The organism is Lysobacter sp. 5GHs7-4, assembly GCF_021284765.1.
Classification (GTDB): domain Bacteria; phylum Pseudomonadota; class Gammaproteobacteria; order Xanthomonadales; family Xanthomonadaceae; genus Lysobacter.
In genome coordinates this window covers 4221846-4247169 of the sequence record NZ_CP089924.1, presented here as the reverse complement: position 1 = coordinate 4247169, position 25324 = coordinate 4221846, and the positions used below count along the sequence as shown (strand labels likewise).

At 69.6% G+C, this 25324-nt stretch carries 26 protein-coding genes and 1 tRNA gene; 22 read left to right on the top strand and 5 right to left on the bottom strand.

Annotation, left to right across the window (positions count from 1 at the left end; genetic code table 11):
- Positions 1 to 170 precede the first annotated feature (170 nt).
- From yegS to LVB77_RS19015, 15 genes are all read left to right on the top strand, one after another.
- Positions 171 to 1121, top strand: coding sequence for a lipid kinase YegS (gene yegS / locus LVB77_RS19085; RefSeq protein WP_232907729.1), 951 nt, complete (start codon positions 171 to 173; stop codon positions 1119 to 1121).
- Between the two features lie 152 nt (positions 1122 to 1273).
- Complete coding sequence (trpE, locus tag LVB77_RS19080) at positions 1274 to 2764, top strand: anthranilate synthase component I (RefSeq protein WP_232907727.1); 1491 nt, start codon at positions 1274 to 1276, stop codon at positions 2762 to 2764.
- A 437-nt stretch (positions 2765 to 3201) separates the two neighbouring features.
- Positions 3202 to 3381 carry a hypothetical protein gene (locus LVB77_RS19075; protein ID WP_232907725.1) on the top strand — a complete coding sequence of 60 codons (180 nt, stop codon included), beginning with the start codon at positions 3202 to 3204 and terminating at the stop codon, positions 3379 to 3381.
- A gap of 178 nt (positions 3382 to 3559) precedes the next feature.
- Positions 3560 to 4234, top strand: a complete 675-nt coding sequence (locus LVB77_RS19070) for a response regulator transcription factor (RefSeq protein ID WP_232907724.1) — start codon at positions 3560 to 3562, stop codon at positions 4232 to 4234.
- Positions 4231 to 5610, top strand: coding sequence for an ATP-binding protein (locus tag LVB77_RS19065; protein WP_232907722.1), 1380 nt, complete (start codon positions 4231 to 4233; stop codon positions 5608 to 5610). The genes LVB77_RS19070 and LVB77_RS19065 overlap by 4 nt, the downstream gene beginning before the upstream one ends.
- A 396-nt stretch (positions 5611 to 6006) precedes the next feature.
- Positions 6007 to 6588 carry an aminodeoxychorismate/anthranilate synthase component II gene (locus LVB77_RS19060; RefSeq protein WP_232907720.1) on the top strand — a complete coding sequence of 194 codons (582 nt, stop codon included), beginning with the start codon at positions 6007 to 6009 and terminating at the stop codon, positions 6586 to 6588.
- Positions 6589 to 6936, top strand: coding sequence for a hypothetical protein (locus tag LVB77_RS19055; protein WP_232907719.1), 348 nt, complete (start codon positions 6589 to 6591; stop codon positions 6934 to 6936).
- 12 nt (positions 6937 to 6948) lie between these two features.
- Positions 6949 to 7980 carry an anthranilate phosphoribosyltransferase gene (gene trpD / locus LVB77_RS19050; RefSeq protein WP_232907717.1) on the top strand — a complete coding sequence of 344 codons (1032 nt, stop codon included), beginning with the start codon at positions 6949 to 6951 and terminating at the stop codon, positions 7978 to 7980.
- 46 nt (positions 7981 to 8026) lie between these two features.
- Entirely contained in the window at positions 8027 to 8377 is a 351-nt protein-coding gene (locus LVB77_RS19045) for an antibiotic biosynthesis monooxygenase (protein ID WP_232907716.1), read from the top strand.
- Positions 8370 to 9569 carry a beta-aspartyl-peptidase gene (iadA, locus tag LVB77_RS19040; RefSeq protein ID WP_232907715.1) on the top strand — a complete coding sequence of 400 codons (1200 nt, stop codon included), beginning with the start codon at positions 8370 to 8372 and terminating at the stop codon, positions 9567 to 9569. The genes LVB77_RS19045 and iadA overlap by 8 nt, the downstream gene beginning before the upstream one ends.
- Positions 9570 to 9644: 75 nt before the next feature.
- Positions 9645 to 10487 carry a cyanophycinase gene (locus tag LVB77_RS19035; RefSeq protein ID WP_232907713.1) on the top strand — a complete coding sequence of 281 codons (843 nt, stop codon included), beginning with the start codon at positions 9645 to 9647 and terminating at the stop codon, positions 10485 to 10487.
- A gap of 12 nt (positions 10488 to 10499) precedes the next feature.
- The gene (gene cphA, locus LVB77_RS19030) at positions 10500 to 13289 is read left to right on the top strand and encodes a cyanophycin synthetase (protein ID WP_232907712.1); all 2790 of its coding nucleotides are present in this window, start codon (positions 10500 to 10502) and stop codon (positions 13287 to 13289) included.
- A complete protein-coding gene (locus LVB77_RS19025) occupies positions 13290 to 15101 on the top strand; it encodes a Mur ligase family protein (RefSeq protein WP_232907710.1) in 1812 nt (603 codons plus the stop codon).
- Positions 15098 to 15889 (top strand): indole-3-glycerol phosphate synthase TrpC, encoded by a 792-nt coding sequence (gene trpC, locus LVB77_RS19020; protein ID WP_343226211.1) that lies wholly within the window; start codon positions 15098 to 15100, stop codon positions 15887 to 15889. Before LVB77_RS19025 ends, trpC begins: the two co-directional genes overlap by 4 nt.
- Positions 15886 to 16626, top strand: coding sequence for a haloacid dehalogenase-like hydrolase (locus tag LVB77_RS19015; protein ID WP_232907707.1), 741 nt, complete (start codon positions 15886 to 15888; stop codon positions 16624 to 16626). The genes trpC and LVB77_RS19015 overlap by 4 nt, the downstream gene beginning before the upstream one ends.
- A 449-nt stretch (positions 16627 to 17075) precedes the next feature.
- Here the strand turns inward: LVB77_RS19015 and LVB77_RS19010 are convergent, their stop codons facing one another.
- Together LVB77_RS19010 and crp are read right to left on the bottom strand one after the other, a co-directional pair.
- Entirely contained in the window at positions 17076 to 17498 is a 423-nt protein-coding gene (locus LVB77_RS19010; protein ID WP_305068912.1) for a GNAT family N-acetyltransferase, read from the bottom strand.
- Positions 17499 to 17551: 53 nt separating this feature from the next.
- A complete protein-coding gene (crp, locus tag LVB77_RS19005) occupies positions 17552 to 18217 on the bottom strand; it encodes a cAMP-activated global transcriptional regulator CRP (protein WP_036148366.1) in 666 nt (221 codons plus the stop codon).
- Between the two features lie 243 nt (positions 18218 to 18460).
- Here crp and speD point away from each other — a divergent pair, with 243 nt between their 5' ends.
- Positions 18461 to 19252 carry an adenosylmethionine decarboxylase gene (gene speD, locus LVB77_RS19000; protein ID WP_055908890.1) on the top strand — a complete coding sequence of 264 codons (792 nt, stop codon included), beginning with the start codon at positions 18461 to 18463 and terminating at the stop codon, positions 19250 to 19252.
- A gap of 203 nt (positions 19253 to 19455) precedes the next feature.
- On the opposite strand, the gene coq7 is transcribed toward speD, so the two are convergent.
- Both coq7 and LVB77_RS18990 read right to left on the bottom strand, forming a co-directional pair.
- Positions 19456 to 20100: a 2-polyprenyl-3-methyl-6-methoxy-1,4-benzoquinone monooxygenase gene (gene coq7, locus LVB77_RS18995; protein WP_232907704.1), complete on the bottom strand. Its 645-nt coding sequence runs from the start codon at positions 20098 to 20100 to the stop codon at positions 19456 to 19458.
- 9 nt (positions 20101 to 20109) lie between these two features.
- On the bottom strand, positions 20110 to 21300 hold the full coding sequence (locus tag LVB77_RS18990; protein ID WP_232907702.1) for a (Fe-S)-binding protein: 1191 nt from the start codon (positions 21298 to 21300) through the stop codon (positions 20110 to 20112).
- Positions 21301 to 21480: 180 nt separating this feature from the next.
- Between LVB77_RS18990 and rplM the strand changes: the two genes are divergently transcribed.
- From rplM to LVB77_RS18960, 6 genes are all read left to right on the top strand, one after another.
- Positions 21481 to 21909 (top strand): 50S ribosomal protein L13, encoded by a 429-nt coding sequence (gene rplM / locus LVB77_RS18985; RefSeq protein WP_056178849.1) that lies wholly within the window; start codon positions 21481 to 21483, stop codon positions 21907 to 21909.
- 15 nt (positions 21910 to 21924) lie between these two features.
- Positions 21925 to 22317, top strand: coding sequence for a 30S ribosomal protein S9 (gene rpsI / locus LVB77_RS18980; RefSeq protein WP_055908877.1), 393 nt, complete (start codon positions 21925 to 21927; stop codon positions 22315 to 22317).
- A gap of 57 nt (positions 22318 to 22374) precedes the next feature.
- Positions 22375 to 22449, top strand: a tRNA-Gln gene (locus tag LVB77_RS18975).
- Positions 22450 to 22872: 423 nt separating this feature from the next.
- On the top strand, positions 22873 to 23862 hold the full coding sequence (locus tag LVB77_RS18970; RefSeq protein ID WP_232907701.1) for a fumarylacetoacetate hydrolase family protein: 990 nt from the start codon (positions 22873 to 22875) through the stop codon (positions 23860 to 23862).
- Between the two features lie 95 nt (positions 23863 to 23957).
- A complete protein-coding gene (maiA, locus tag LVB77_RS18965) occupies positions 23958 to 24620 on the top strand; it encodes a maleylacetoacetate isomerase (RefSeq protein ID WP_232907699.1) in 663 nt (220 codons plus the stop codon).
- 29 nt (positions 24621 to 24649) lie between these two features.
- Entirely contained in the window at positions 24650 to 25033 is a 384-nt protein-coding gene (locus tag LVB77_RS18960) for a hypothetical protein (RefSeq protein ID WP_232907698.1), read from the top strand.
- A gap of 20 nt (positions 25034 to 25053) precedes the next feature.
- Here LVB77_RS18960 and LVB77_RS18955 read toward each other — a convergent pair whose 3' ends face one another.
- Entirely contained in the window at positions 25054 to 25317 is a 264-nt protein-coding gene (locus LVB77_RS18955; RefSeq protein ID WP_232907697.1) for a hypothetical protein, read from the bottom strand.
- Positions 25318 to 25324: the final 7 nt, after the last annotated feature.

Here is a 25324-nt window from a genome sequence, read left to right as displayed (position 1 = left end):
GGAATAATTGGAGGCAATCCAGCCTCCGCCCGTCGTCCCTGATATGGCCTTCGATACTCCGGGAAGGCGATGACGCGACGATGACAATGACGCGACCGCGGCGGTCTGCGTTCACCGCGACTTAGCGCCGCGCTGCTAGCCTCGCAGCTCCCGAATCCGAGACTCGCTCGATGCCGCAGCCGCACTGGCGCCTGATCCTCAACGGCAAGTCGGCCGGCGACGACGCCCTGCGCGAGGCGGTCGCGGCGATCCGTGCCGACGGCGTCGACCTGGACGTGCGCGTGACCTGGGAGGGTGGCGATGCCGAACGCTATGTGGCCGAAGCGATCGCCGACGGCGCCGACTGCATCGTTGCGGCCGGCGGCGACGGCACCCTCAGCGAGGTCGCCACCACGCTGGCGCACCGCGACGAAGCCGCAGGCTTGCTGCCCAGCCTGGGCCTGGTCGCACTGGGCACGGCCAACGATTTCGCCAGCGCCGCCGGCCTGCCCACCGACGCGCTGCAAGCGCTGCGCCTGATCCGCGCGCGTCCGGCGCAGCCGATCGACCTGCTGCGCCTGCAGGCCGCCGACGGCACGCATTGGGCGGCCAATCTCGCCAGCGGCGGTTTCGGAACCCAGGTCACGGTCGAGACCGACGCGGGCCTGAAGAAGATGCTCGGCGGCCTGGCCTACCTGATCACCGGCATCGCCAAGCTCGGCCGCATCGATCCGATCCGCGCGCGCCTGCACGGCGAAGGTTTCGCGTGGGAGGGCGACTTCATCGCTCTGGGCGTGGGCAACGGCCGCCAGGCCGGCGGCGGCCAGCCCTTGTGCCCGGAGGCGCTGATCGACGACGGCCTGCTGGACCTGACCATCGTGCCGGAACTCTCCGGCGAGGTCGGCGCCACCGTCGGCACGCTGCTGACCCAGGGCCAGCACGCCGCGCTGGAGCGGGTAGCGGTGCGCGCGCGCCTGCGCTCCGTCGAGATCGACAGCGCGCAGGAACTCACCCTCAACCTGGACGGCGAGCCGGTGCGCTCGCGCCACTTCCGCATCGACTGCGTGCCCGCACGCGTGCGTATGCACCTGCCCGAAGACTGCCCCCTGCTGGCCGGCGCGGTGCCGGCGCCGGCCGCGTAGTCGCGGCCCGTCGCGCGCGCGCGGCGAAGCGGCTACAGTGTCGGCCATGAAAGCCTGGGCGAACCCGCATTCCTTTTGCGCCGACGTGGGTTGGCGATGGTGGCCGTCGGCCATCGTCGCTCCTGCCCACTCGTCCATGAAGGAACCGCCGCGTGATTTCGCCCGAACTCTTCCAGCAACAGGCCGCTAACGGCTACACCCGCATCCCCGTCGTGCGCGAGGTGCTGTCCGACCTCGACACGCCGCTGTCGGTCTACCTCAAGCTCGCCGACGGCCCGCACACCTATCTGTTCGAATCGGTCGAGGGCGGCGAGCGCTTCGGCCGTTATTCCATCATCGGCCTGCCGGCCAAGCGCGTGTACGCCTTCGCCGGCCACACCCTGTTCGTGACCGAGCTGGGCGAGCTGATCGAAAGCCGCACCGTCGAGGATCCGTTCGCCGAAGTCGAACGCCTGCGCGCCGCGCATTCGGTGCCGCGCATCGAAGGCCTGCCGGGCTACACCGGCGGCCTGGTCGGCTGGTTCGGTTTCGAGTGCATCCAGTACATCGAGCCGCGCCTGGCCGCGCCGCAGGCCGACGGCAGCCACAAGCCCGACGAACTGGGCACGCCCGACATCCTGCTGATGCAGAGCGAGGAAGTCGCGGTGTTCGACAACCTCAAGGGCCGGCTGTACCTGATCGTGCACGCCGATCCCAGCGAGCCGCAGGCTTACGCACGCGCCAACCGCCGTCTCGACCAGCTCACCCACCGCTTGCGCCACGCCGGCGCCGGGTATCCGGAAACGCTGGATTCGGTGGGGCTGGAAGAAGACGACTTCGTGTCCGGCTTCACCCGCGAAGGCTTTATCGCCGCGGTCGAGAAGTCCAAGGAGCTGATCCGCGCCGGCGACATTTTCCAGGTGGTGCTGTCGCAGCGCTTGAGCGTGCCGTTCAAGGCGCGCCCGGTCGACGTGTACCGCGCGCTGCGCGCTCTGAATCCCTCGCCCTACATGTATTTCCTCGACGTCGGCGAAACCCAGGTGGTGGGTTCTTCGCCGGAAATCCTGGTGCGTTTGCAGGACGGCGAAATCACCGTGCGCCCGATCGCCGGCACGCGTCCGCGCGGCAAGACGGTCGAAGAAGACAACGCGCTGGAAGCCGAGCTGCTGGCCGATCCCAAGGAGCGCGCCGAGCATCTGATGCTGATCGACCTGGGCCGCAACGACGTCGGCCGCGTGGCCGAGGCCGGCACGGTCGAGGTCGGCGAGCAGTTCGTGATCGAACGCTACAGCCACGTCATGCACATCGTCAGCGAAGTCACCGGCCGCCTCAAGGACGGCCTGAGCTACGCCGAAGTGTTGCGCGCGACCTTCCCGGCCGGCACCGTCAGCGGCGCGCCCAAGATCCGCGCGCTGGAAGTGATCCGCGAGCTGGAACCGATCAAGCGCAACGTCTACTCCGGCGCGGTCGGCTACATCGGCTGGCACGGCGACGCCGACACCGCCATTGCCATCCGCACCGCGGTGATCCAGGACGGCCGCCTGACCGTGCAGGCCGGCGCCGGCATCGTCTACGACTCCGACCCGCAGAAGGAATGGGAAGAGACGATGAACAAGGGCCGCGCGCTGTTCCGCGCGGTGGCCGAGGCGGCGCGCGGGCTTTAAGCGTCGTCGCTAGAGCGCGATGACGCCGCTCCTTGCCCTCGCGGCTCAGGCCGTTCCTTTGGTTGCTCCAACGACGACGTAGCCTTGGGTAGGAGCGGCGTAAGCCGCGACCGCGTCACCGCACCTGCGACGCAAGTTCGCAACCTCGCCGCACACGGAGCCCATCGCGGCTCACGCCGCTGCTACCCCAAAGCGATATCGCGGCGGCGGCCTGGGCGGTGTCCTGCGGGGTTTCCTTCGGTCATAGGCCGCGATGGGCTGCGCATTCGCGTGTAGCCCCAGCGAGCCCGTGCCCGCTTCCCCCGCCGAACATTACGCAAAGTTCATGCGGCGGAAAGCTCGCCGGCAAGGGCCGGCGCGCAATCTGATCCTGCGCTGGGGACAGACCCCACCGGCAAAGACCCGAACTTCCGCAGTCCCTGCCCAGGAGCCACACCATGAACGTCCGCAATGCCCTGTTCGCGCTCGCCCTGACCGCCGTCGCCGGTTCCGCGTTCGCCGCCGCGCCGGCCCCCGCCCCGGGCGCCGCCGCCCCGGCCAAGACCGCCGCCGTCAAGCAGAAGACCCACAAGGCGAAGAAGGCCGACGCCAAGGCCGCCGAGGCCAAGAAGAGCTGATCCCCCCGTTCGGTAAGTCTTCCGTAAGTCCGTAAATCCGCAAGTCTGCGAACCCTCCTTCGTTTCGCCGTTTCCTGCGTCCCCGAAGCCCACCTCGACCCCAGGTGGCTGCCCCGCCGGCTTCCTCCCGGCGGGGTATTCTTTTTGCGGGATTCCTTTGCGGAATCCGGGAGTCGGCATGCGCGTCCTGTTGATCGAAGACGATCCCCACACCGCGGGCTTCATCGCCAAGGGCCTGCGCGAGGACGGGCATACCGTCGATCAGGCCGACAACGGCAAGGACGGCCTGTTCCTGGCCACCACCGAGCGCTACGACGCGATCGTGCTGGACCGCATGCTGCCCGCGCTGGACGGCCTGGTCCTGCTGCAGACCCTGCGCGGCGCCGGCAACCGCACGCCGGTGCTGCTGCTGACCGCGCTGGGCGAGGTGGATCACCGCGTCGAGGGCCTGCGCGCCGGCGCCGACGACTATCTGGTCAAACCCTTCGCCTACGCCGAACTCAGCGCGCGCCTGGACAGCATCCTGCGCCGCGGCCAGGCCGGCGGCAGCGAGCCGACCCGGTTGCACGTGGCCGACCTGGAGCTGGACCTGCTCAGCCGCGAGGCGCGGCGCGGCGGCAAGCGCATCGAGCTGCAGCCGCGCGAGTTCCGCCTGCTCGAATACTTGATGCGCCAGGCCGAACGCGTGGTCACCCGCACCATGCTGCTGGAAGCGGTCTGGGACTATCACTTCGATCCGCAGACCAACGTCATCGACGTGCACATCAGCCGCCTGCGGCAGAAGATCGATCTGGGCTATCCCAAGCCGCTGCTGCACACGGTGCGCGGCGCGGGCTACCGGCTAGGCGGATGAGCCCGATCCTGCGTTCCACCAGCCGCCGTCTGGCGCTGGCGGTCACCGCCTCGTTCCTGATCGCGTTCGTGTTGCTGGGTGCGGGCGTGCACTACGCGGTGTCGGCGCTGTTGGTGGAGGACGCGCGCGAGGTGGTGCGCGCCGACGCCGCCGGCCTGGTCGAGCTGTACCGCGAGCATGGCCGCGCCGCGCTGCAAACCGAACTGCGCGCTCGCCTGGATGCGCAGGACGATCCCGACGCGGTCTACGCCTTGATCGGCGCCGACGGCCGCGTGCTGGCCGGCCGCTACGACGGCCATCCGCTCGCGCACGCGCGCAGCCCGCGCTGGACCGAGTTCGTCGAGCGCGACGGCGACGAGCGCCTGCGCGTGGTCGCGCAGTTGCAGCGCCTGTCCGGCGGCGACACGCTGCTGACGGGCGTGCGCCTGCGCTCGCAAGGTCGCTTCCTGGCGCTGATGCTGCGCACCGCGCTGGCCGCACTGCTGGTCGCGACCACCCTGGGCGCCCTGATCGGCTGGCTGACCCAGCGCTGGGTGTCGCGGCGCCTGCGCAATCTGGACGACACCGCCGAACGCGTCGGCGGCGGCGAGCTGGCCTTGCGCGTGGCATTGGACGGCAGCGACGACGCCTTCGACCGGCTCGCACGCCGCTTCAACGGCATGCTCGACCGGATCGGCGAATTGCTGGGCGGCGTGCGCCACGCCACCGACCACATCGCCCACGACCTGCGCACGCCGCTGACCCGGCTGCGCAACCGCCTGGAAGAATTGCGCGAGCGCCCCGACGGCGCCGGCCGCGAGGCCGAGCTGGACGCGGCCATCGCCGAGACCGACCAGCTGCTGCATTCCTTCGGCGCGCTGCTGCGGCTGGCGCGGATCGAGGCACAGCCGCCGGTGCACGACGAGCCGGCGCTGGACCTGGCCGAGCTCGCGCGCGACGCGGTCGAGCTGTACACGCCCAGCGCCGGCGAGCGCGGCATCGTCCTGCGCGTGCAGGCGCCGCGCGCGGACGAGCCCGCCGCGACCGTGCGCGGCGACGCCGACCAGCTGTTCCAGATGCTGGTCAACCTGCTCGACAACGCGGTCAAGTACGCGCCCGCCGGCAGCGAGGTCGAGGTCGGCCTGCGCCGTGAGCGCGGCCAGGTGGCGCTGCGCATCGGCGACCGCGGCCCGGGCATCCCGGTGGCCGATCGCGAGCGCGTGTTCGACCGCTTCCAGCGCCTGGAAGCGCACCGCGGCTCGCCCGGCACCGGCCTGGGCATGAGCCTGGTGCGCGCGATCGCGCACCGCCACGGCGGCCACGTCAGCCTGGGCGACAACGCGCCCGGGCTGGAGGTGCGTATCGTGCTGGCCGCGGCCGGGCCGGAGCGGGTCTGAGCGCGGGCAGCACGCTCGCCGGCCCTTCGCTTCGCGGCCGCTTAGCGGCTACAGTAGGGCCATGACCGTTCGCGCGAACCCGCAATTCCCGTCCAAGGCCGCTCCGGGCTGGCGATGGTGGCGTGCTGCCTCCGTCTCTGCCTCGTCGACCTTCCGGGACATTCCGCGTGACCTCTGCACCCCCGATCCACAGTTCTTCCGTTCGCCGTCCCGTTCCGCCTGACGGCGCCGCGCGCGTCCCCGCGACGTCCCGCGCGCATCCCCTGCGATGGTTATTTCCCGTGGACCGCCCGCGGCCGGATAATCGCGGGCCGGCGTCCGCATGGCCGTGGCGGACGCAGGATCGCCCGACACGACTTTCCCCCACGCCCCGCTCCCCCGCTTTCGAGACGCGTCATGTCCGTTTTGATGATCGATAACTACGACAGCTTCACCTACAACCTCGTGCAGTACCTGCAGGCGCTGGGGGCGGAGGTGAAGGTGATCCGCAACGACGATCTGAGCGTGGCCCAGATCGCGGCGCTGCGGCCCGAGCGCATCGTGATCTCGCCCGGTCCGTGCACGCCCAACGAGGCCGGCGTGTCGCTGGAACTGATCCGCGAACTCGGCGCGCAGGTGCCGATCCTGGGCGTGTGCCTGGGCCATCAGAGCCTGGGCCAGGCCTACGGCGGCGACGTGGTCCGCGCCCAGACCATCATGCACGGCAAGACCTCGCGCATCCGCCACGAAGGGCGCGGCGTGTTCGCCGGCCTGCCGGACCGCTACGAGGCCACGCGCTATCACTCGTTGGTGGTGTCGCGCGAGACCCTGCCCGACTGCCTGGAAATCACCGCCTGGAGCGAGCACGAGGACGGCAGCTTCGAGGAGATCATGGGCCTGCGCCATCGCGAGCATCCGGTCGAAGGCGTGCAGTTCCATCCCGAATCCATCCTTACCGAGCACGGCCACGCCCTGCTCAAGAATTTCCTGGAGCGCTGAATGAAGCTTTCGCATCGACTCCTCGCCCTGGCGCTGCTGGCCGCGTCGGCCGGCGGCGCGCACGCCGCGACCCAGCCGTCCAGCAAGGCCTGCGCCGCCGACGCGCTGATCCAGGCGCAGAAGCTGCTGGAATTCCACACCGACGGCGACGATCGCGCCAAGGTCTCCGGCCCGGCCAAGCCGCTGCCGTCCATCGTCAATCCGGCCAACAAGCAGCAGCGTTTCGAGGTGCTCGAGGTTTGGGGCTACGTCTACAAGGGCCAGTACCGCATGCGCCTGGAGTATTGGCGCGACGGCAAGGACTGTGTGCTGATGGGACAGGAAATCCTCGAACACGCTTCGCTCTGACCGGACCGCGCCATGCCCATCACGCCCCAAGAAGCCCTGCAGCGCACCATCGAGCATCGCGAGATCTTCCACGACGAGATGGTCGAGCTGATGCGCATGATCATGCGCGGCGAAGTCTCCGACACCATGACCGCGGCCATCCTCACCGGCCTGCGGGTGAAGAAGGAAACCGTGGGCGAGATCGCCGGCGCGGCGACGGTGATGCGCGAGTTCGCGCGCCCTGTCGAGGTCGCCGACCGCAGCGGCCTGGTCGACATCGTCGGCACCGGCGGCGACGGCGCGCATACCTTCAACATTTCCACCGCCAGCATGTTCGTGGTCGCCGCGGCCGGCGCCAAGGTCGCCAAGCACGGCAACCGCAGCGTCTCGTCCAAGTCCGGCAGCGCCGACGTGCTGGAGGCGCTGGGCGCGACCATCGAGCTGCAGCCCGAGCAGGTCGCGCGCTGCATCGACGAGACCGGTATCGGCTTCATGTTCGCGCCCGTGCACCATCCGGCGATGAAGGTGGTGGCGCCGGTGCGGCGCGAGATGGGCGTGCGCACGCTGTTCAACATCCTCGGGCCGCTGACCAATCCGGCCGGCGCGCCCAGCATTCTGATGGGCGTGTTCCATCCCGACCTGGTCGGCATCCAGGTACGCGTGCTGCAGGAGCTGGGCGCGCAGCGCGCGCTGGTGGTCTGGGGCCGCGACGGCATGGACGAGCTGTCGCTGGGCGCCGGATCGCTGGTCGGCGAACTGCGCGACGGCGTGGTGCGCGAGTACGAGGTGCACCCGGAGGACTACGGCATCGCCATGGCCGCCAGCCGCAACCTGCGCGTGGCCGACGCGGCCGAATCCAAGACGATGGTGCTGCAGGCGCTGGAGAACCGCGACGGCCTGCCGCGCGAGATCGTCGCCCTCAATGCCGGCGCGGCGCTGTACGCGGCCGCCGCCGCCGACAGCATCGCCGAGGGCATCGCGCTCGCGCGCGCCGCGCTCGCCTCAGGCGCCGCGCGCGCCAAGCTGGACGAATTCGTCGCCGCGACCCGGCGGCTGGCGTCCTGATGCTTCGCTGATCCCTTATCGCCAGCCTTCGCCAGCGAGTCCGACCATGAGCGACCCCTTCGCCAAACTGCCCGCGCCGCCGTACTACGCGGTGATCTTCAGCTCGCAGCGCACCGATCAGGACGATGCCGGCTACGGCGACGCCGCCGACCGCATGGTCGAACTGGCCGCGCAGCAGCCGGGCTACCTGGGTGTCGAGTCCACGCGCGGCGCCGACGGCTATGGCATCACGGTCAGTTACTGGGCGGACGAGGCCTCGATCGTGGCCTGGAAGCGCAATCTCGAACACGCCGCCACCCGCGAGCGCGGCCGCAAACACTGGTATGGTCGCTACGAACTGCGCGTGGCCAAGGTCGAGCGCGCGTACGGCTGGACCCGGGGACCGCAGGATGAGTAAGACCGCGCCGCACGCCGGACTGCGCCTGCTGCGCAACGCGCAGGTGTACGCGCCGCGGCCGCTGGGCCGCCAGGATGTGTTGCTGGGCGGCGGCAAGATCCTGTGGATGGGCGCGCAGGCGCCCGAGTTGCCCGAGGCGGTGCTGGCCGACAGCATCGACCTGCAGGGCCGGCGCCTGATTCCCGGCCTGATCGACGGCCACGTCCACGTCACCGGCGGTGGCGGCGAAGCCGGCTTCCGCACGCGCGTGCCGGCGCCGATGCTGTCGCGCTACACCCGTGCCGGCGTGACCAGCGTGGTCGGCCTGCTCGGCACCGACGATCTGGCGCGCAGCACCCGCGAGCTGGTCGCGGCGATCTACGCGCTGCGCGAGGAAGGCTTGAGCGCCTGGGGCTACTGCGGCGGCTACCACCTGCCGCCGGCCACCCTGACCGGCAGCGTGCGCGGCGACGTGGTGTTCGTCGAACCGCTGATCGGCGCGGGCGAGGTCGCGATCAGCGATCACCGCTCCAGCCAGCCGACCCTGGACGAACTGCTGCGGCTGGCCTCGGAGGCGCATGTGGCCGGGCTGATGAGCGGCAAGGCCGGCATCGTGCATCTGCACCTGGGCGACGGCGCGCGCGGTCTGGAGCTGGTGCGCCAGGCGCTGGAGCGCAGCGAATTGCCGGCGCGCGTGTTCAACCCGACCCATGTGAACCGGCGCAAGGCGTTGTTCGAGGAAGCGCTGGAACTGGCGCGCCGCGGCTGCTGGATCGACCTGACCGCGTTTCCGGTGGAGGAGGGCGAGGACGCCTGGAGCGCCGACGAGGCGCTGCATCGTTACCTGGACAGCGGCGCGCCGCCGGAGCGGGTGACCGTGAGTTCCGATGCCGGCGGCTGCCTGCCGTGCTTCGACGTCCACGGGCGCGTGTGCGGCATGGACGTGGGCGAGTCGGGCGCGCTGCTGGACAGCCTGAACGCGGTGCTCGCGCGTGGCGTCGCGCTGGAACGCGCGCTGCCGGCCTACACCCTGAACCCCGCGCAGTTGCTGCGCCTGGACGGCAAGGGCCGCATCGAGGTCGGCGCCGACGCCGATCTGGTGAGCCTGGACGAGCAGGGCGCGGCGCACGATGTGTTCATCGGCGGCATCGCCCACCTGCGCGATGGCGCGATCCTGCGCCATGGCCAGTTCGAGACGCCGGCGCGACAATAGCCGCCGCAAATCGATGCCGCCGCAAATTCAAACGCAGCAGTTCACCCGTTCAAGTTAAGCAGAAGCGAGCAATAGATGGCCCCCAGCAGAATCCCCGATGGCGAACAACGGGGTTGGATCGTTCCGATCGGCGGAGCGGAAGACAAAGAGAACGACACCGCGATCCTGCGGCGTTTCCTCAAGCTCAGCGGCGGTTCGTCCGCGGACCTGGTGGTGATCCCCACCGCCAGCCGTCTGGCCGATACCGGCGACCGTTACGAGAAACTGTTCCTGGAGCTGGGCGCGGCGCACGTCGAGGTGATGGACTTCGACACCCGCCGCGACTGCCACGAGCCGGGCCGCGTGGAACGGCTGGAGCGCGCCAGCGGCATCTTCTTCACCGGCGGCAACCAGATCCGCATTTCGACCATGCTCGGCGGCACACCGGTGGCGCAAGCGATCCGCGCGCGCAACGCGCAGGGCGTGACCGTGGGCGGTACCAGCGCCGGCGCCAGTATTCTCAGCGAGCACATGATCGCTTACGGTGTGGAGGGAGCGTCGCCGCGCGCCAACAGCGTGCGGCTAGCGCCCGGCCTGGGTCTGACCAACCGCGTGGTGATCGACCAGCATTTCCGCCAGCGCGACCGTCTCGGCCGCCTGGTGGCGTCGCTGGCCTACAACCCGTTCGCGGTCGGCATCGGGCTGGACGAGGACACCGCCGCCTTCATCTCGCCCGACAACATCATCGAGGTCGAGGGCAGCGGCTCGGTCACCGTGGTCGATGCCGACGAGCTGCAGTTCTCGTCGATGCATCTGGTCGGCGAGAACGAGCCGGTGTGTTTGCTCGGCCTGGGCGTGCATATTCTCACCAAGGGCGCCACGTTCAATCTCAATACCCGCAAGGCATCCGCCGGTTCGCTGGCACCACCCAAGACATGAAGTGAGGTTCACATGCGCATACTCGAACGCACCGTCTACGTCGGCCCTTCGCTGTATGCGCATTTTCCGGTCATACGGCTGGAACTGGACCTGCAGGCGCTGGAGGAATGGCCGACCGCGCGCCTGGGCCCGGCCTTCGTCGACGGCCTGTTGGCGGCGCTGCCCGGCCTGGCCGAGCACGGCTGCTCCTACCGCGCGCCCGGCGGCTTCGTGCGGCGCCTGCGCGAGGACGAAGGCACCTGGCTGGGCCATGTGCTGGAACACGTCGCGATCGAACTGCAGAACGTCGCCGGCGAAAACGTCACCTTCGGCAAGACCCGCAGCATCAGCGACGACCGCCCGGGCGTGTACAGCGTGGTCTACGAATACGCGCAGCGCGAGGAGGGCATCGCCGCCGGCGAACTGGGCCTGAAGCTGCTGTGTTCGCTGCTGCCGGTCGAACTGCGTCCGGCCGGCAGCGTGCCCGAGGATTGGGAGTGGGAATCGGCGCGCGACGACTTCATCCGCTATGCGCAGCGCCGCGCGCTGGGCCCGTCGACCGCGTCGCTGGTGCGCGCCGCCGAGGAGCGCGGGATTCCGTGGCTGCGCCTGAACACCCAGTCGCTGATCCAGTTCGGCCACGGCAAGTACCAGCAGCGGATCCAGGCCACCGTCACCGGCCGCACCCCGCACATCGCGGTGGAGCTGGCCAGCGACAAGGAAGAGACCAACAAGATCCTGGCCTCGCTGGGCCTGCCGGTACCGCGCCAGGAACTGGTGACCGACGCCGCCGGCGCGGTGCGCGCGGCGCGACGGCTGGGCGGGGCGGTGGTGACCAAGCCCTACAACGGCAACCACGGCCGCGGCATCACCATCAACATTTCCGGCGAGGACGAGATCCGCGCCGGCTTCGAGGCCGCGCGCGAGCATTCGCGTTCGGTGATCGTGGAAACCTACGTCGGCGGCGACGACCACCGCCTGCTGGTGATCAACGGCGAATTAATCGCCGCCACCCGACGCACGCCCGGCCACGTGGTCGGCGACGGTAAGCGCAGCATCGCCGAGCTGGTCGAGGCGGTGAACCAGGATCCGCGCCGCGGCGTCGGCCACGAGAAGGTGCTGACCCGGCTCGAACTCGACGCCCAGGCCGTGCTGATGATGGAGCGCGTGGGCTACACCGCCGAATCGGTGCCGGCCGACGACGAGGTCGTCTACCTGCGCTCCACCGCCAACCTGTCCACCGGCGGCACCGCCACCGACGTCACCGACATCATCCACCCCGACAACCGCGACATGGCGGTGCGCGCGGTGCGCGCGATCGGCCTGGACGTGGGCGGCGTGGATTTCATCTCGCCCAACATCGCCGAGAGCTACAAGAATGCCGGCGGCGGCATCTGCGAGATCAACGCCGCGCCGGGTTTCCGCATGCACGTGGCGCCCAGCGAGGGCACGCCGCGCGACGCCGCCGGCCCGGTGATCGACATGCTGTTCTCGCCCGGCACGCCGGCGCGGGTGCCGATCGCCGCGGTCACCGGCACCAACGGCAAGACCACCACCGCGCGCATGCTGGCGCACATCGCCAAGATGGCCGGCTACACGCCGGGCCTGACCACCACCGACGGCGTCTACATCGACGGCCAGCGCACGGTCGAGGGCGACATGACCGGCCCGGTGTCGGCGCGCATGGTGCTGTCCGATCCGCAGATCGACCTGGCGGTGCTGGAAACCGCGCGCGGCGGCCTGCTGCGCGCCGGCATGGGCGTGTCCGAGGTCAACGTCGGCGCGGTCATCAACATCCAGTCCGATCATCTGGGCCTGAAGGGCATCGACACTCTGGAGCAATTGGCCGAGGTCAAGCGCGTGGTGGTGGAGATCGCCAAAGACTGCGCGGTGCTCAACGCCGACGATCCCAACGTGCTGAAGATGTCGGCCTACACCGACGCCAAGGTGATCTGCTACGTCACCATGAACCCCGCGCACGCGCTGGTGCGCGAGCACATCCGCGCCGGCGGCCGCGCCTGCGCGCTGGAGGCCGGCGTCAACGGCCACATGATCACGCTCTATGACAAGGGCAGCCATATCCCGCTGCTGTGGACGCACCTGATCCCCGCGACCATGGAAGGCCGCGCGCTGCACAACGTGCAGAACGCGATGGTCGCCGCGGCGATGGCGTTCTCGATGGGCATCAAGCTGGACGCGATCCGCCACGGCCTGCGCACCTTCGACACCACGTTCTTCCAGGCGCCCGGGCGCATGAACGTCTACAACGAGCATCCGTTCAAGGTGCTGATGGACTACGGCCACAACGCGCACGCGGTCGGAGTGATGGCCGATCTGGCCCAGCGCCTGGACGTGGGCGGGCGCAGGCTGGTGGTGCTGGCCGGCCCCGGCGACCGCCGCGACGAAGACCTGCACGCGATCGCCGAGGCCGTCGCCGGCAAGTTCGACCATTACGTCTGCCGCCGCGACGATTCGCTGCGTGGCCGCGACGGCGACGAGGTGCCGCGCATCATCGCCAAGGCGTTGCAGGCGCGCGGTGTCGCCAGCGAGGCGATCAGCGTCATTCCCGACGAACAGACCGCGATCGACTCGGCGCTGCGCATGGCCCAGCCCGGCGACCTGCTGCTGGTGTTCGCCGACGCGCTGGCGCGCTCGTGGAAGCAGATCATCCACTTCCAACCCGAGGGCGGCGTCGCCGCGGCGACGGCGCGCATCGAACTGCCGCCGCTGGAGCAGACCCTGGACGAGGCGGTGGTCGCGGCCATGGAAGGCGTGGTCCGCGACGAGCGCGGCCTGCGTTTCGAGCGCGAAGAGAGCGATTGAGTGACGGCCGAGTCCAACCCAGCGGCCGCGCTACCGGAGTTCGAGTTCCCGTTCGAGGATTCGCGCCGGCTGACCGGCGCGAATCTGTATTTCGGCCAGGCCGGCGCCGTGCTGGAAACGCGCGGCGCGGCATCGCCGCAGGCCCTGGCGCGTTGGCGCGACAACGTCATGGCCCTGCGCGCGCTGCTGGGCTGGCCGCTGGATGAAGCGATCGTGGTGCGCGAACACGCCAGCGGCGCGTCGCTGGCCTTCGTCGCGCCGATCGACGGCTTGTACGCAGCCACCGAGATCAACGAATGGTCCTGGGCCGAGGGTGTCGCGCCGATAGCGCAAGACGTCCTGCCTCCGCATGCGCCGGGCTACGCGGCGTACTGGGATCGCGACAGCGCGCTGCGCAGCTTGCATGCACTGGCGGCAGCCGAGGCGCGCCCCGATCTGATCGCACTGATCCGGCAGGCGCACGTCCGCGGATTGTCCGCATACAGCGACGACGACGCGCTGTCGATAGGCGAGGGCGAGGGCAGTGCGACCTGGCCGCTGGATGCGCTGCCCGACCAGACGCAGGTGCCGTGGTCGCGGCTGCATGCGATCGCCAAGGCCGTGGTCACCGGTTCCAACGGCAAGACCACCAGCGTGCGCCTGCTCGCGGCGATGGCGCGCGCGCAGGGCTGGGTCACCGCACACAGCAGCACCGACGGGCTCTACGTCGATGGCGAGTGCATCGATGGCGGCGATTATTCCGGCCCGGTCGGCGCGCGCACCCTGTTGCGCCGCGACGAGGTGCAGGCCGCGATCCTGGAAACCGCGCGCGGCGGCATGCTGCGGCGGGGCATTACGCCCGAGGCCGCGCGCGTGGCTCTGGTCACCAACGTCAGCCCCGATCATTTCGGGGAATACGGCATCCACGACCTAGAGGATCTCGCGCAGGTGAAACTCACCGTCGCGCGCAGCCTGGCCGAGGACGGCCTGCTGGTGCTCAACGCGGACGACGAACTGCTGGTGCGGCATGGCGCGGCGCTGCCGCACGCGATCGGCTGGTCCGCTTTGGACGACGCGCATCCGCGTCTGCGCGCTCACCGCGACCGAGGCGGCGCCACCTGCGCCGCGCGCGACGGACGCCTGCACCTGCATTACCAGGGTCGCGACCACGACCTGGGCGAGGTCGCCGCGATGCCGCTGACCCTGAGCGGCCGCGCGCTCTACAACCAGGCCAATCTCAGCGGCGCGGCCCTGGCCGCGGCCGCGCTGGGCGTCGCGCCCGAGCGGATCGCCCAGGTGCTGGCGCGTTTCGGTGCCGCCGCGGCCGACAACCCCGGGCGCCTGCAGCGCTGGGCCTACGGCGACGCCGAGGTCTACCTGGACTACGCCCACAACCCCGACGGCCTGCGCAAATTGCTGGAAGTCGCGGCGCGGCCGGGGCGCCGGCTGGGTCTGCTGCTGGGCCAGGCCGGCAACCGCGAGGACCGCGATATCCGCGAGCTGGCCGCCGTGGCCGCCGACTTCCGCCCCGCGCGGGTGGTGCTTAAGGACTTGGAGGGCTACATGCGCGGCCGCGCGGCCGGCGAGGTGGCGGCGATCCTGCGCGACGAATTGCTGCGCCGCGGCCTGCCGGAAACGGCGCTGGCGGTCTGTCTGGACGAGGTCGAGGCCGCCACCGGCCTGCTGCGCTGGGCCGTGCCGGGCGACGTTCTGGTGCTGCCGGTCCATAACGCGCAGGCCCGCGAGGCGATGCTCGTCTTGCTCGATCGGCTGCAACTGGGACAATGGCGCCCCGGCCGGCCCCTGACGGGCGATGTGGAGATGATGGAATGACCGATGTCCTGCGCACGATCCTCGCCCGCAAGGTGGAGGAGATCGAACAGCGCAGCCGGGTGCGCTCGCTGGACGACCTGCGCGCGCGCGCGGCCCAGCAGGCGCCCACGCGCGGCTTCGTCGACGCGATCAAGCGCAAGCACGCCGCCGGCGAGGCCGCGGTGATCGCCGAGGTCAAGAAGGCCAGTCCGTCCAAGGGCCTGATCCGCGCCGACTTCCAGCCCGCGCAGATCGCGCGCAGCTACGAAGCCGGCGGCGCCGCCTGTTTGTCGGTGCTCACCGACGTCGACTTCTTCCAGGGCAGCAACCTGTACCTGGGCGAGGCGCGCGCGGCCTGCTCGCTGCCGGTGCTGCGCAAGGACTTCACCATCGACCCCTACCAGGTCTACGAAGCGCGCGTGATCGGCGCCGACGCGATCCTGCTGATCGTGGCCGCGCTGGAAGACGGCCCCATGATCGAGATGGCCGGCCTGGCGATGGAGCTGGGCATGGACGTACTGGTCGAGGTCCACGACATCGACGAGCTCGAACGAGCGCTGCAGACCGATTGCGAGTTGATCGGCGTCAACAACCGCAACCTGCGCACCTTCGAGGTCTCGCTGGACACCACCATCGCTCTGCGCGATGCGGTGCCGCGCGACCGCACCCTGGTCACCGAAAGCGGCATCGCCACCGGTGCCGACGTGGCCAAGATGCGCGGCGCCGGCATCGAGACGTTCCTGATCGGCGAAAGCTTCATGCGCGAGCGCGACCCGGGCGCGGCCCTGCAGCGGCTGTTCGCGGCATGAGCGCGGACGGGCGCTTCCCGCCGGCGCGCGACGACGCGCCGCTGGTGGTGTTCGACTTCGACCACACTTTGTACGACGGCGATTCCGGCAGCCATCTGTTCGCCTGGTTGATCAAGCGTTCCTGGTGGCGGCAGTTGCTGGCGCTGCTGATCGCGCCGGTGTTCGGGCCGATGATCGCCTACCTGCCCACGCGCCGGGTCGGCATTTCCGGTTTCGTCTGGGTCGGTTCGGTCGGCATGGGCGGGCGGCGCGAGTTCGACGCCACCATCGACCGCTACGTGGCCGCGCACACCGACGAGATCCGCCGCCGCCTGCTGCCGGTGGCGCTGGACGTGCTGCACCACCACCGCGAACGCGGCGACCGCGTGGTGATCGCCACCGGCGCGCCGCCGGAGCTGGCGCGCGCGATCCTGGCCTTCGTCGCCCACGAGGACGTGCCGGTGGTCGGCACCCTGGTCGGCCCGCGCCTGGGCGCGGTCGGCGCGCTGCGCCACTGCCACGCCGAAATGAAGATGACCATGCTGCGCGAGGCCGGCTACACCGCGCCGGTCGAAGTCGCCTATTCCGACAGCAGCGCCGATCTGCCGCTGCTCAAGGCCGCGCGCCGGCCGGTGGTGGTCAACCCCAAGGCGCGCCGCATCCCGATGTTCCGGCGCGTGCTGCCGGCCGGCACGCCGATCCTCAACTGGGGCTGTCCCGGGCGCGGTGGCGACGCGGTGGCCTCGGCGGCGGGCTGAGGATCGATCCCGAGGTTGCGGATTTGCACTGGCCGTCACGATTTCGCGATCGCGGCTTACGCCCCAAGGGGGTTCCATGGGGCGCCGCTCCCGCAGAAACCCGTAGCGCGGCCGCGCTGTCGCTTTCTGTGGGGGCGGCGTAAGCCGCGATTCGCGCAAATCCAGACGCCCGCGCAATCTTGCGCGCGCTGCGCTCCACCGCCGTGGAGTAGGAGCGGCGCAAACCGCGACTTTGTAGTCGAACGACGACGAAACCATCCCGCAGCCGCAGTTCGCGGTCGCGGCTTGCGCCGCTCCTACCCCAAAGCTTCCGATGGGCGGGGAACGCAAACATCGCCGTAGGATGCGGTGAGCGCAGCGAACCGCATCATCGCCGCGCCGGGCGACGGCGAACGCCTCGACAGACGCGCGGAAAACGAACTCAGGATCGGCCCTGTCGGGCCAGGACGCTAATCGCCCAGCGCCTTCACAAACCGCAGCGACCCATCGCTATACCCGCAATCGCGGTAGAACGCGTGCGCCTCGCTACGGCTCAGATTGCTGGTGATTTCGATGCGCGACACGCCGACACGACGCGAGATCAGCTCGACCTCGCGCAGCAGGCGCCGGCCGATGCCCTGGCGCTGGCTGGCCGGCGACACCACCAGCGCGGTGATCCGCGCCAGCTCGGTGCCGTGCACCACCGAATACAGGGTGTACAGCGAGACCAGGCCGCAGGCGTCGCCGTCGATCTCAGCCAGCAGCAGGTGCTGGCGCGGGTCGTGGCGGACCACCGCGATGCGTTCGGCGGCTTCGTCGCGGTTGCAGGGATAGCCGAGGTCGCCGAGCAGGCGGGCGACGTCGTGGGCGTCGCCCAATTCCGCCGAACGCACGCGGGGTGCGGTTTCGGCGGAGGGGGCGGCGCGACCCATCGTCGGCGGGCGGCTCAGCGCGTCCCGTACAGGACGACGGTCTTGCCGCGGGCGTGCAGCTTGCCGTCGGCCTGCAGCTTCTTGAGCACGCGGCCGGCCATTTCGCGCGAGCAGCCGACCAGGCGCGACAGCTCCTGGCGCGACACCCGCAGCTGGGTGCCCTGCGGATGGCTCATGGCCTCGGGTTCCTTGGCCAGGTCGTGCAGGGCGCGCACGATGCGGTCGGTCACGTCCAGGAAGGCCAGGCGGCCGGCCTTGCGGCTGGTGTCCAGCAGGCGGCGCGAGATCTGCGCGCCGATCGCGTACAGCAGCTTGGGCGCGTCCAGCGACAGGCGGGTCAGCAGCAGGTCGTAGAGGCGCTCGTGACCGATCTCGGCCAGCTCGCAGGTGCTGCGCGTGCGCAGGATCACCTCGCGATGGTCGCTTTCGATGAACAGGCCGAGCTCGCCGACGAATTCGCCGGGGCCGAAGTAGCCGAGCACCAGCTCACGGCCGTCCTCTTCCTCGGTGATGATGCTCACCGAGCCGGAAACGACGTAGTACAGGGTGCTGGCGGGATCTCCCGGGCGGAACACGTCGGTCCGCGACGGGTAGCGTCGGCGGTGGCAGTGCGCCAGGAAGCGTTCGATCGTCGCGCCGTCGGGCAGCAACGGGCTATTGGTTCGGCGCAGGGCAGTCAAGGGGGCTACCGGATTGGCGGACATGGGATTGGGCTTGGGTTATCGAGTGAGCTTAGGACGAACCGGGGGATTGGGCAAATAGCGTCACCCTGCGGCACTCTACGTCACCCCGGCCCGATATGGGCAGTCCCCCGGCCGGCCAGGGGTCCGGCGTATGACGGCCGGGTGACAGCGCGCGTTTCCCCCCGCAGCGGTTTGCCGCATAATTCCCGCCCTCGCCGTCCGACCGGGAATCCCCCTACCGTGGTCAAGCCGTTGCCGCGCCTGAGGTTGCAAGGTTTCAACAACCTCACCAAGGCCCTCTCGTTCAACATCTACGACGTCTGCTACGCGGTCTCGGAAGAGCAGCGCCAGCGGTACATCGAGTACATCGACGAGGCTTACAACGCCGATCGACTGACCCAGATCCTCACGGATGTGGCGGACATCATCGGCGCCAACATCCTCAACATCGCGCGCCAGGACTACGATCCGCAGGGCGCGTCGGTGACGATCCTGATCTCGGAAGAGCCGGTGATCGACAAGTCGGCCGCCAAGGGCGTGATCTCCGACGCCGTCGTCGCGCACATGGACAAGTCGCACATCACGGTGCACACCTATCCGGAAACCCATCCGGACAACGGCATCGCGACCTTCCGCGCCGACATCGACGTGGCGACCTGCGGCGTGATCTCGCCGCTGAAGGCCCTGAACTACCTGATCGAGAGCCTGGAGTCCGACATCGTCGTCATGGACTACCGCGTGCGCGGCTTCACCCGCGACGTGAAGGGCCGCAAGCACTACATCGATCACAAGATCAACTCGATCCAGGATTACCTGGCCAAGAACGTGAAGTCGCGCTACGAGATGCTCGACGTCAACGTCTATCAGGAAAACATCTTCCACACCAAGATGCACCTGAAGGAATTCGACCTCGACAACTACCTGTTCGAGGAGAAGGCCAAGAACCTGTCGTTCAAGGAACGCATGAAGATCGAGGCGCGGCTCAAGCGCGAGATCGAAGAGCTGTTCCACGGCCGCAACCTGGTCGACTGACCGGTTCGGACGCAGCGAAAAGGCCGGCGAAAGCCGGCCTTTTTCGTTTCCGGCCCGTCGCGCACGCGCCTTGGTGGCGGCTTTTGCTTTCTGTGGGAGCGACGTGAGTCGCGATCGCCGCTGGCCCGAGTTGCGTCATCGCGACTCACGTCGCTCCCATAGAAAGCCAAGGCGACAGGCTTGAAGCCGCGCCGCGCAGGCCCTCACACCCGGTACGCCACCGCCTTCATCAGCTTCGACGCCGCCGCCATCAGGGTCGGCACCGGCGGCGGCAGCAGGCGCGCGCCGGCGGCCTCGGCGTTGGCGGCGTGGCGGGCCTCGTCTTCCTTCATCGTGCGCAGGATCGCGCGGCTGCGCGCGTCGGCTTCCGGCAGCGATTCCAGGTGCTCGTCGATGTGCGCCTCGACCTGGTGCTCGGTCTCGACCACGAAGCCCAGGTTCCAGCCGTCGCCGCGCAGGCCGGCGAGGGCGCCGATCGCGTAGCTGCCGGCGTACCACAACGGGTTGAGCAGGCTGGGGCGGCTGTCGAGCTCGTCCAGCCGCTGCGCGCACCAGGCCAGGTGGTCGGTCTCTTCCTGCGCGGCTTCCAGCAGGTGCGCGCGCGTGGCCGCGTCGCGCGCGACCGCGGCCTGGCCGCAGTACAGCGCCTGCGCGCAGACCTCGCCGACGTGGTTGATGCGCATCAGGCCGGCGGCGTGGCGGCGCTCGGCGTCGTCCAGTTCGATCTGGGCGGTGTCGGCGGCCGGATTGGGCCGAGCCGCGTAGGGCGCGCCGAAGACGGTGTCGAGGGCGCGCTGCGCATCGCTGAGCAGGCGGTCCAGGGGAGACAGCTCGCGGATCGTGGTCATGTGCGCAGTTTACGGCGCGGCGGCGTTGCCCGGCAGTGAATCGGCGCCGACCTCGACGCCGTCCAGACACTCGGCCAGGAACGCCAGCGGATGCGCGACCGGCGCGGTCAATGCGGCGCCCAGGTGCAGCCGGCAGCCGATGTTGGCGCTGAGCAGCCGCGTCGCGCCGCTGGCGGTGAACTGCCGCAGCAGCGGTTCGCGGTAGTCGGCGGCGCGTTCGGCTTCGGTCAGCATCTGCGTGCCGGCGGCGCCGCAGCAGCCGTAGCCGGCGTCCAGTTCGATCAGGCTCAGACCCGGCACGCGCGCCAGCAGGCGCCGCAATGCGGGCACCGAGCCGACCACGTTGCGCTGCGTGCAGGGCAGGTGCAGGGCGACGCGCTCTTGGCGGGGGCGCAGCCGCAGCGCGTCGGCATGGCGCTCCAAGAACGCGATCGCGTCCTGCGTGCGCGTGCCTGCATCCAGGGACCGGGCCAGGGACTCGTGGCAGCCGCTGGCCAGGGTCAGTACCGTGTCCACGCCGGCGAAGGCGTCGCGGTTGCGCGCGGCCAGCGCCTGCGCGCGCGCCGTATCGCCGGCGTGCGCGTGCAGGCTGCCGCAACAGGTCTGGTCCGGGGCCGGGCGGACCCGATAGCCGAGTCCGCGGCACAGGCGCGCGACGGCCTCACGCAGCGCCATCTCATAAGGTCCGGCGACGCAGCCGGCGAACACGGCCAGCTCGCCGCGTGCGGTGGCGGGCACGGGAGAGGGCGGGGCGGGGGTTGCGGCCGGCGGGCGCGGCAATGGCCGCCATGACGCGGGCAGCGCCGGGTAAGTCAGGCGGTACAGCCGCAGCAGGACAGCCAGCGCGTGCGGGCGCGCGGCCAGGGCCTCGATCCAGCGCTGGCGCCGGCCAGGCGCGCGCCGCTGGCGCTGGCGTTCGCGCGCCAGGCCCAGCAGTTCGCCATACTGCACGCCGGCCGGGCACACGGCCTCGCAGCTACGACAGCCCAGGCAGTGATCCAGGTGGGTGTCGGCGACCGCGCTGGGCTCGATCGTGCCCAGCGCCCAGGCCCGCGCCACGGCGATGCGGCCGCGCGGGGATTCGGCTTCGAGGCGGTCGTGGCCGTAGGTCGGGCAGGCCGGCAGGCACAGCCCGCACTGGACGCAGCGGTCGGCCAGCGCCACCAGCGGGTCGGCGGAAGGCGGGCGGGCGGCGGACATGAAGGCCGATGCTAGCATGCCGTTCAGCTCGACTTGCAGGGGCGGCACGACCCCGCTATCATTCCGCCTCTTTCGTTCCACATTCACAACGCGAGGCGAAATTCCGCGCCGCGACCGCCCCGATCCGGGGTTGGACGCAAGCGAAATCAGCCCGACCAGGTACCCATAAAGCAGACTTACATGAAGACTTTTACCGCTAAGAACGAGACCGTCCAGCGCGACTGGTACATCGTCGACGCGTCGGGCAAAACGCTCGGCCGCTTGAGCTCCGAACTCGCGCGCCGTCTGCGCGGCAAGCACAAGCCCGTCTACACCCCTCACGTGGATACCGGCGATTACCTGGTGGTGATCAACGCCGAGAAGATCGCTGTCACGGGCAACAAGCTCCAGGACAAGATCTACCACCGCTTCACCGGCTACGTCGGCAACCTCAAGAGCGAGACCCTGGGCCAGGCGCTGGAGCGCCACCCGGAGCGCGTCATCGAGATCGCCGTCAAGGGCATGCTGCCGAAGAATCCGCTCGGCCGCGCCATGTACCGCAAGCTCAAGGTCTACAAGGGCTCCGAGCATCCGCACGCTGCCCAGCAGCCGCAGCCGTTGGACATCTAAGGTAAAGACACGAACATGGCTATCCAGCAGAACTACGGCACCGGCCGCCGCAAGTCTTCCACCGCTCGCGTGTACCTGCGCAAGGGCGACGGCAAGATCACCATCAACCAGCGTTCGATCGAAGAGTTCTTCGGTCGCGAGACGGCGCGCATGATCGTGCGCCAGCCGCTCGAGCTGACCCAGTCCAGCGACAAGTTCGACGTCAACGTGACGGTCGCCGGCGGCGGCATCACCGGCCAGGCCGGTGCGATCCGCCTCGGCATCGCGCGCGCGCTGGTCGAGTACGACGAAACCCTGAAGTCCGAGCTGCGCAAGGCCGGCTTCATGACCCGCGACGCCCGCGAAGTCGAGCGTAAGAAGGTCGGCCTGCACAAGGCACGTCGCGCTACCCAGTTCTCGAAGCGTTAATCGTCCTGGCGAAGAACGCAGCAGTCATCCTGCGTTTTTTGCTAAGATTTGTTTTATAGCCCCGTCGCCAAGCGGTAAGGCACCTGACTCTGACTCAGGCATTCGGTGGTTCGAATCCATCCGGGGCTGCCATACACGATCGACCTCGCCGGAAACGGCGCAGGTCGGCCACACGAAACCCGCCGAGAGGCGGGTTTTTTGTTTTTTGGGTTTCGTCCTGGTGACCGCTGCCCGGTCCAAGCCTCAACGCGTCATTCCCCCTCGTCATTCCGGCGAAAGCCGGAACCCATGTTGCTGTTGCCGCTGCCACCTACAGCGCCCAGGGGGGCAAAATGGGTTCCGGCTTTCGCCGGAATGACGGGTGGTGGTGGGGCGGTTGGGTGACCAGCGCTGCGCTTGCGCGGGCCTGGAATGCCCCGTGGTCACGGGATCTCTCCCGCTACGCAGCCACCCCCGTTTGCGCCATCCTGTGCCTTCACGCCCGGGTGGTGTCCGCGGCAATTCGGTTACAATTGAAACCATTGCGCTGCGGCGCGCCCCGCGATTGAGGTCTGGATGAAGCTCGGTTCCCTGAAGGAAGGCGGCCGCGACGGCACGCTGATCGTCGTCTCCCGCGATCTGACCCGCGCCGTGCGCGCCAGCGGCATCGCCGACACCCTGCAGCGCGCGCTCGAGGATTGGTCGAATACCGCGCCGCGTCTGAACGCGTTGTCCGACGCGCTCAACAGCGGCCAGGCCGAGGGCGCGTTCGATCTCGATCCGGCCGCGCTGGCCGCGCCGCTGCCGCGCGCCTACGAATTCGTCGACGGCAGCGCCTATCTGCCGCACGTCGAGCGCGTGCGCCGCGCGCGCGGCGCCGAGGTGCCGGAAAGCTTCTACGTCGACCCGCTGATGTACCAGGCGGTCAGCGCCGGCTTCTACGGCCCGCGCGATCCGGTGCGCGTGGTCAGCGAGGACTACGGCATCGACCTGGAAGCCGAGGTGGTGATCGTGACCGACGACGTGCCGATGGCGGCCACGCCGGAGCAGGCCGCCGCGCACATCCAACTGGTCGGCCTGGTCAACGACGTCTCGCTGCGCAACCTGATCCCCAACGAGCTGGCCAAGGGCTTCGGCTTCCTGCAGTCCAAGCCGCGTTCGGCGCTGAGCCCGGTGTTCGTGACGCCGGACGAGCTGGGCGAGGCCTGGCAGGACAGCAAGGTGCATCGTCCGCTGCTGACCCATATCAACGGCGAGTGGTTCGGCGCGCCCGAGGCCGGCGTCGACATGCAGTTCAACTTCGCCCAACTGGTCGCGCATGCGGCCAAGACGCGGCCGCTGTCGGCCGGCACCATCGTCGGCTCGGGCACGGTCGCCAACGAGGACACCTCGCTGGGCGCGTCCTGCTTCGCCGAGCGCCGCACGGTCGAGACGCTGGAACTGGGCAAGCCGCAGACCCCGTTCATGAAGTTCGGCGACACCGTGCGCATCGAAATGCTGGATGCGCAAGGCGTCAGTATTTTCGGTGCAATCGAGCAACGCATCGAGCATCAGGCTTCCGCCTGACGGCAGCGGCGCGCCGGACGAGAGGTATGCACGGCGCGCCGGCCACCGGCTAAGGTGGCGTAGAACAGGCACGACGGCAGATCCAGGGACAGGCAGTGGGCGAGCAACTAAGGCTGTATTCGTACTGGCGTTCGAGCGCGGCCTACCGCGTGCGCATCGGCCTCAACCTCAAGGGCCTGGCCTACGAGATCGTGCCGGTGCACCTGGTCCGCAACGGCGGCGAGCAGCACAGCGACACCTATCGCGAGGTCAATCCGCTGGGCCTGGTGCCGGTGCTGGAGCACGGTAGCCGCAAGCTGCGGCAGTCGATCGCGATCCTGGAATACCTGGACGAGACCTGGCCGCAGCCGGCGCTGCTGCCGGCCACCGCGCGCGACCGCCAGCGCGTGCGCGCCCTGGCCCAGACCGTGGCCTGCGACATCCATCCGCTCAACAACCTGCGCGTGCTGCAGTACTTCGACAAGACCTGGAACGTGCCGCATCCGGAGCGCGAGGACTGGGTCAAGCACTGGGTCGGCGAAGGCTTCCGCGCCATCGAGGCGATGCTGACCGATCACCCGTCCACGGGCCGCTACTGCGAGGGCGACACGCCCAGCCTCGCCGACTGCTGCCTGATCCCGCAGGTCTACAACGCGCGCCGCTTCGGCGTGCCGCTGGACGAGTTCCCGACCATCGTGCGCATCGAACAGGCCTGCCTGGAGCTGCCGGCGTTCGACGCGGCACGGCCGGAGAATCAGCCGGACCGGCCGCCGGAGTGAGTTCCGGCCGGCGCTACCAACCCCAGCCCATGAGCTTGGAGGATGCGCTGCGTTACCGCTCGATGCTGGTTGAACATCTGGAATTGCTGAGCTCGGCCCATGCGCAGCGCGAGTACCAGCGCACCGTTCCGATCGCCTCCGTCAGTGCGGAGTTGTTCTGCATTTGGTACGACCATGTGGCCGACGAGGCCGCCATCGCGCGCTTCGTCCCGCCTGCATTTTCGCCCGACGAGCAGACGGCGGTGCGTCGGATGCATGCGGTCCTGGAAGGAGAAACCAGCCGGGGCGACCAAAGTCTGCCCTGCCTGGAGGACTTCATCGACACGCCCTCCTGGCGTCGCTTGCATGACGAGGCGGTGGTGGCCCTGGCGGTGTTTCAGCAGCGGGGCGCGGCACCGGCCGACCTGGCCTGAGGGGCGGCGTCCGCGTCCGCTCAGGCGCCCACCGACGGAACATTCGGATACCAGACGCCGCGCACGCTGCACACACCGATGTTCGGGAGCACGTGTCCCGGATCCAGATCGCGGATATCGATGTCGACGATAGGCGGGCCCAGGGCGGCCATGTCGATATGCGGCACGGCCGATCGCAGGAGCGTGCGCGCGTCTTCCTCGGTCCATGCGGTCGCGCCGAAACCGATGCCGAGACCGACACGGGTGGGAAACCAGTATCGGTGCAGCCGGATACCGCTGCTCATCGGAACG

Excerpts from the sequence above, each read along its gene's own strand:
- LVB77_RS18990 (WP_232907702.1), bottom strand. The coding sequence starts at position 21,300 with ATGTCCGCCGCCCGCCCGCCTTCCGCCGACCCGCTGGTGGCGCTGGCC.
- coq7 (WP_232907704.1), bottom strand. The coding sequence starts at position 20,100 with ATGACCACGATCCGCGAGCTGTCTCCCCTGGACCGCCTGCTCAGCGAT.
- LVB77_RS18970 (WP_232907701.1), top strand. The coding sequence starts at position 22,873 with ATGAAGCTCGGTTCCCTGAAGGAAGGCGGCCGCGACGGCACGCTGATC.
- LVB77_RS19055 (WP_232907719.1), top strand. The coding sequence starts at position 6,589 with ATGAAGCTTTCGCATCGACTCCTCGCCCTGGCGCTGCTGGCCGCGTCG.
- trpD (WP_232907717.1), top strand. The coding sequence starts at position 6,949 with ATGCCCATCACGCCCCAAGAAGCCCTGCAGCGCACCATCGAGCATCGC.
- LVB77_RS19060 (WP_232907720.1), top strand. The coding sequence starts at position 6,007 with ATGTCCGTTTTGATGATCGATAACTACGACAGCTTCACCTACAACCTC.
- LVB77_RS19045 (WP_232907716.1), top strand. The coding sequence starts at position 8,027 with ATGAGCGACCCCTTCGCCAAACTGCCCGCGCCGCCGTACTACGCGGTG.
- LVB77_RS18955 (WP_232907697.1), bottom strand. The coding sequence starts at position 25,317 with ATGAGCAGCGGTATCCGGCTGCACCGATACTGGTTTCCCACCCGTGTC.
- LVB77_RS19035 (WP_232907713.1), top strand. The coding sequence starts at position 9,645 with ATGGCCCCCAGCAGAATCCCCGATGGCGAACAACGGGGTTGGATCGTT.
- cphA (WP_232907712.1), top strand. The coding sequence starts at position 10,500 with ATGCGCATACTCGAACGCACCGTCTACGTCGGCCCTTCGCTGTATGCG.
- iadA (WP_232907715.1), top strand. The coding sequence starts at position 8,370 with ATGAGTAAGACCGCGCCGCACGCCGGACTGCGCCTGCTGCGCAACGCG.
- LVB77_RS19075 (WP_232907725.1), top strand. The coding sequence starts at position 3,202 with ATGAACGTCCGCAATGCCCTGTTCGCGCTCGCCCTGACCGCCGTCGCC.
- LVB77_RS18960 (WP_232907698.1), top strand. The coding sequence starts at position 24,650 with ATGAGCTTGGAGGATGCGCTGCGTTACCGCTCGATGCTGGTTGAACAT.
- LVB77_RS19065 (WP_232907722.1), top strand. The coding sequence starts at position 4,231 with ATGAGCCCGATCCTGCGTTCCACCAGCCGCCGTCTGGCGCTGGCGGTC.
- rplM (WP_056178849.1), top strand. The coding sequence starts at position 21,481 with ATGAAGACTTTTACCGCTAAGAACGAGACCGTCCAGCGCGACTGGTAC.
- rpsI (WP_055908877.1), top strand. The coding sequence starts at position 21,925 with ATGGCTATCCAGCAGAACTACGGCACCGGCCGCCGCAAGTCTTCCACC.
- trpC (WP_343226211.1), top strand. The coding sequence starts at position 15,098 with ATGACCGATGTCCTGCGCACGATCCTCGCCCGCAAGGTGGAGGAGATC.
- yegS (WP_232907729.1), top strand. The coding sequence starts at position 171 with ATGCCGCAGCCGCACTGGCGCCTGATCCTCAACGGCAAGTCGGCCGGC.
- LVB77_RS19015 (WP_232907707.1), top strand. The coding sequence starts at position 15,886 with ATGAGCGCGGACGGGCGCTTCCCGCCGGCGCGCGACGACGCGCCGCTG.
- LVB77_RS19070 (WP_232907724.1), top strand. The coding sequence starts at position 3,560 with ATGCGCGTCCTGTTGATCGAAGACGATCCCCACACCGCGGGCTTCATC.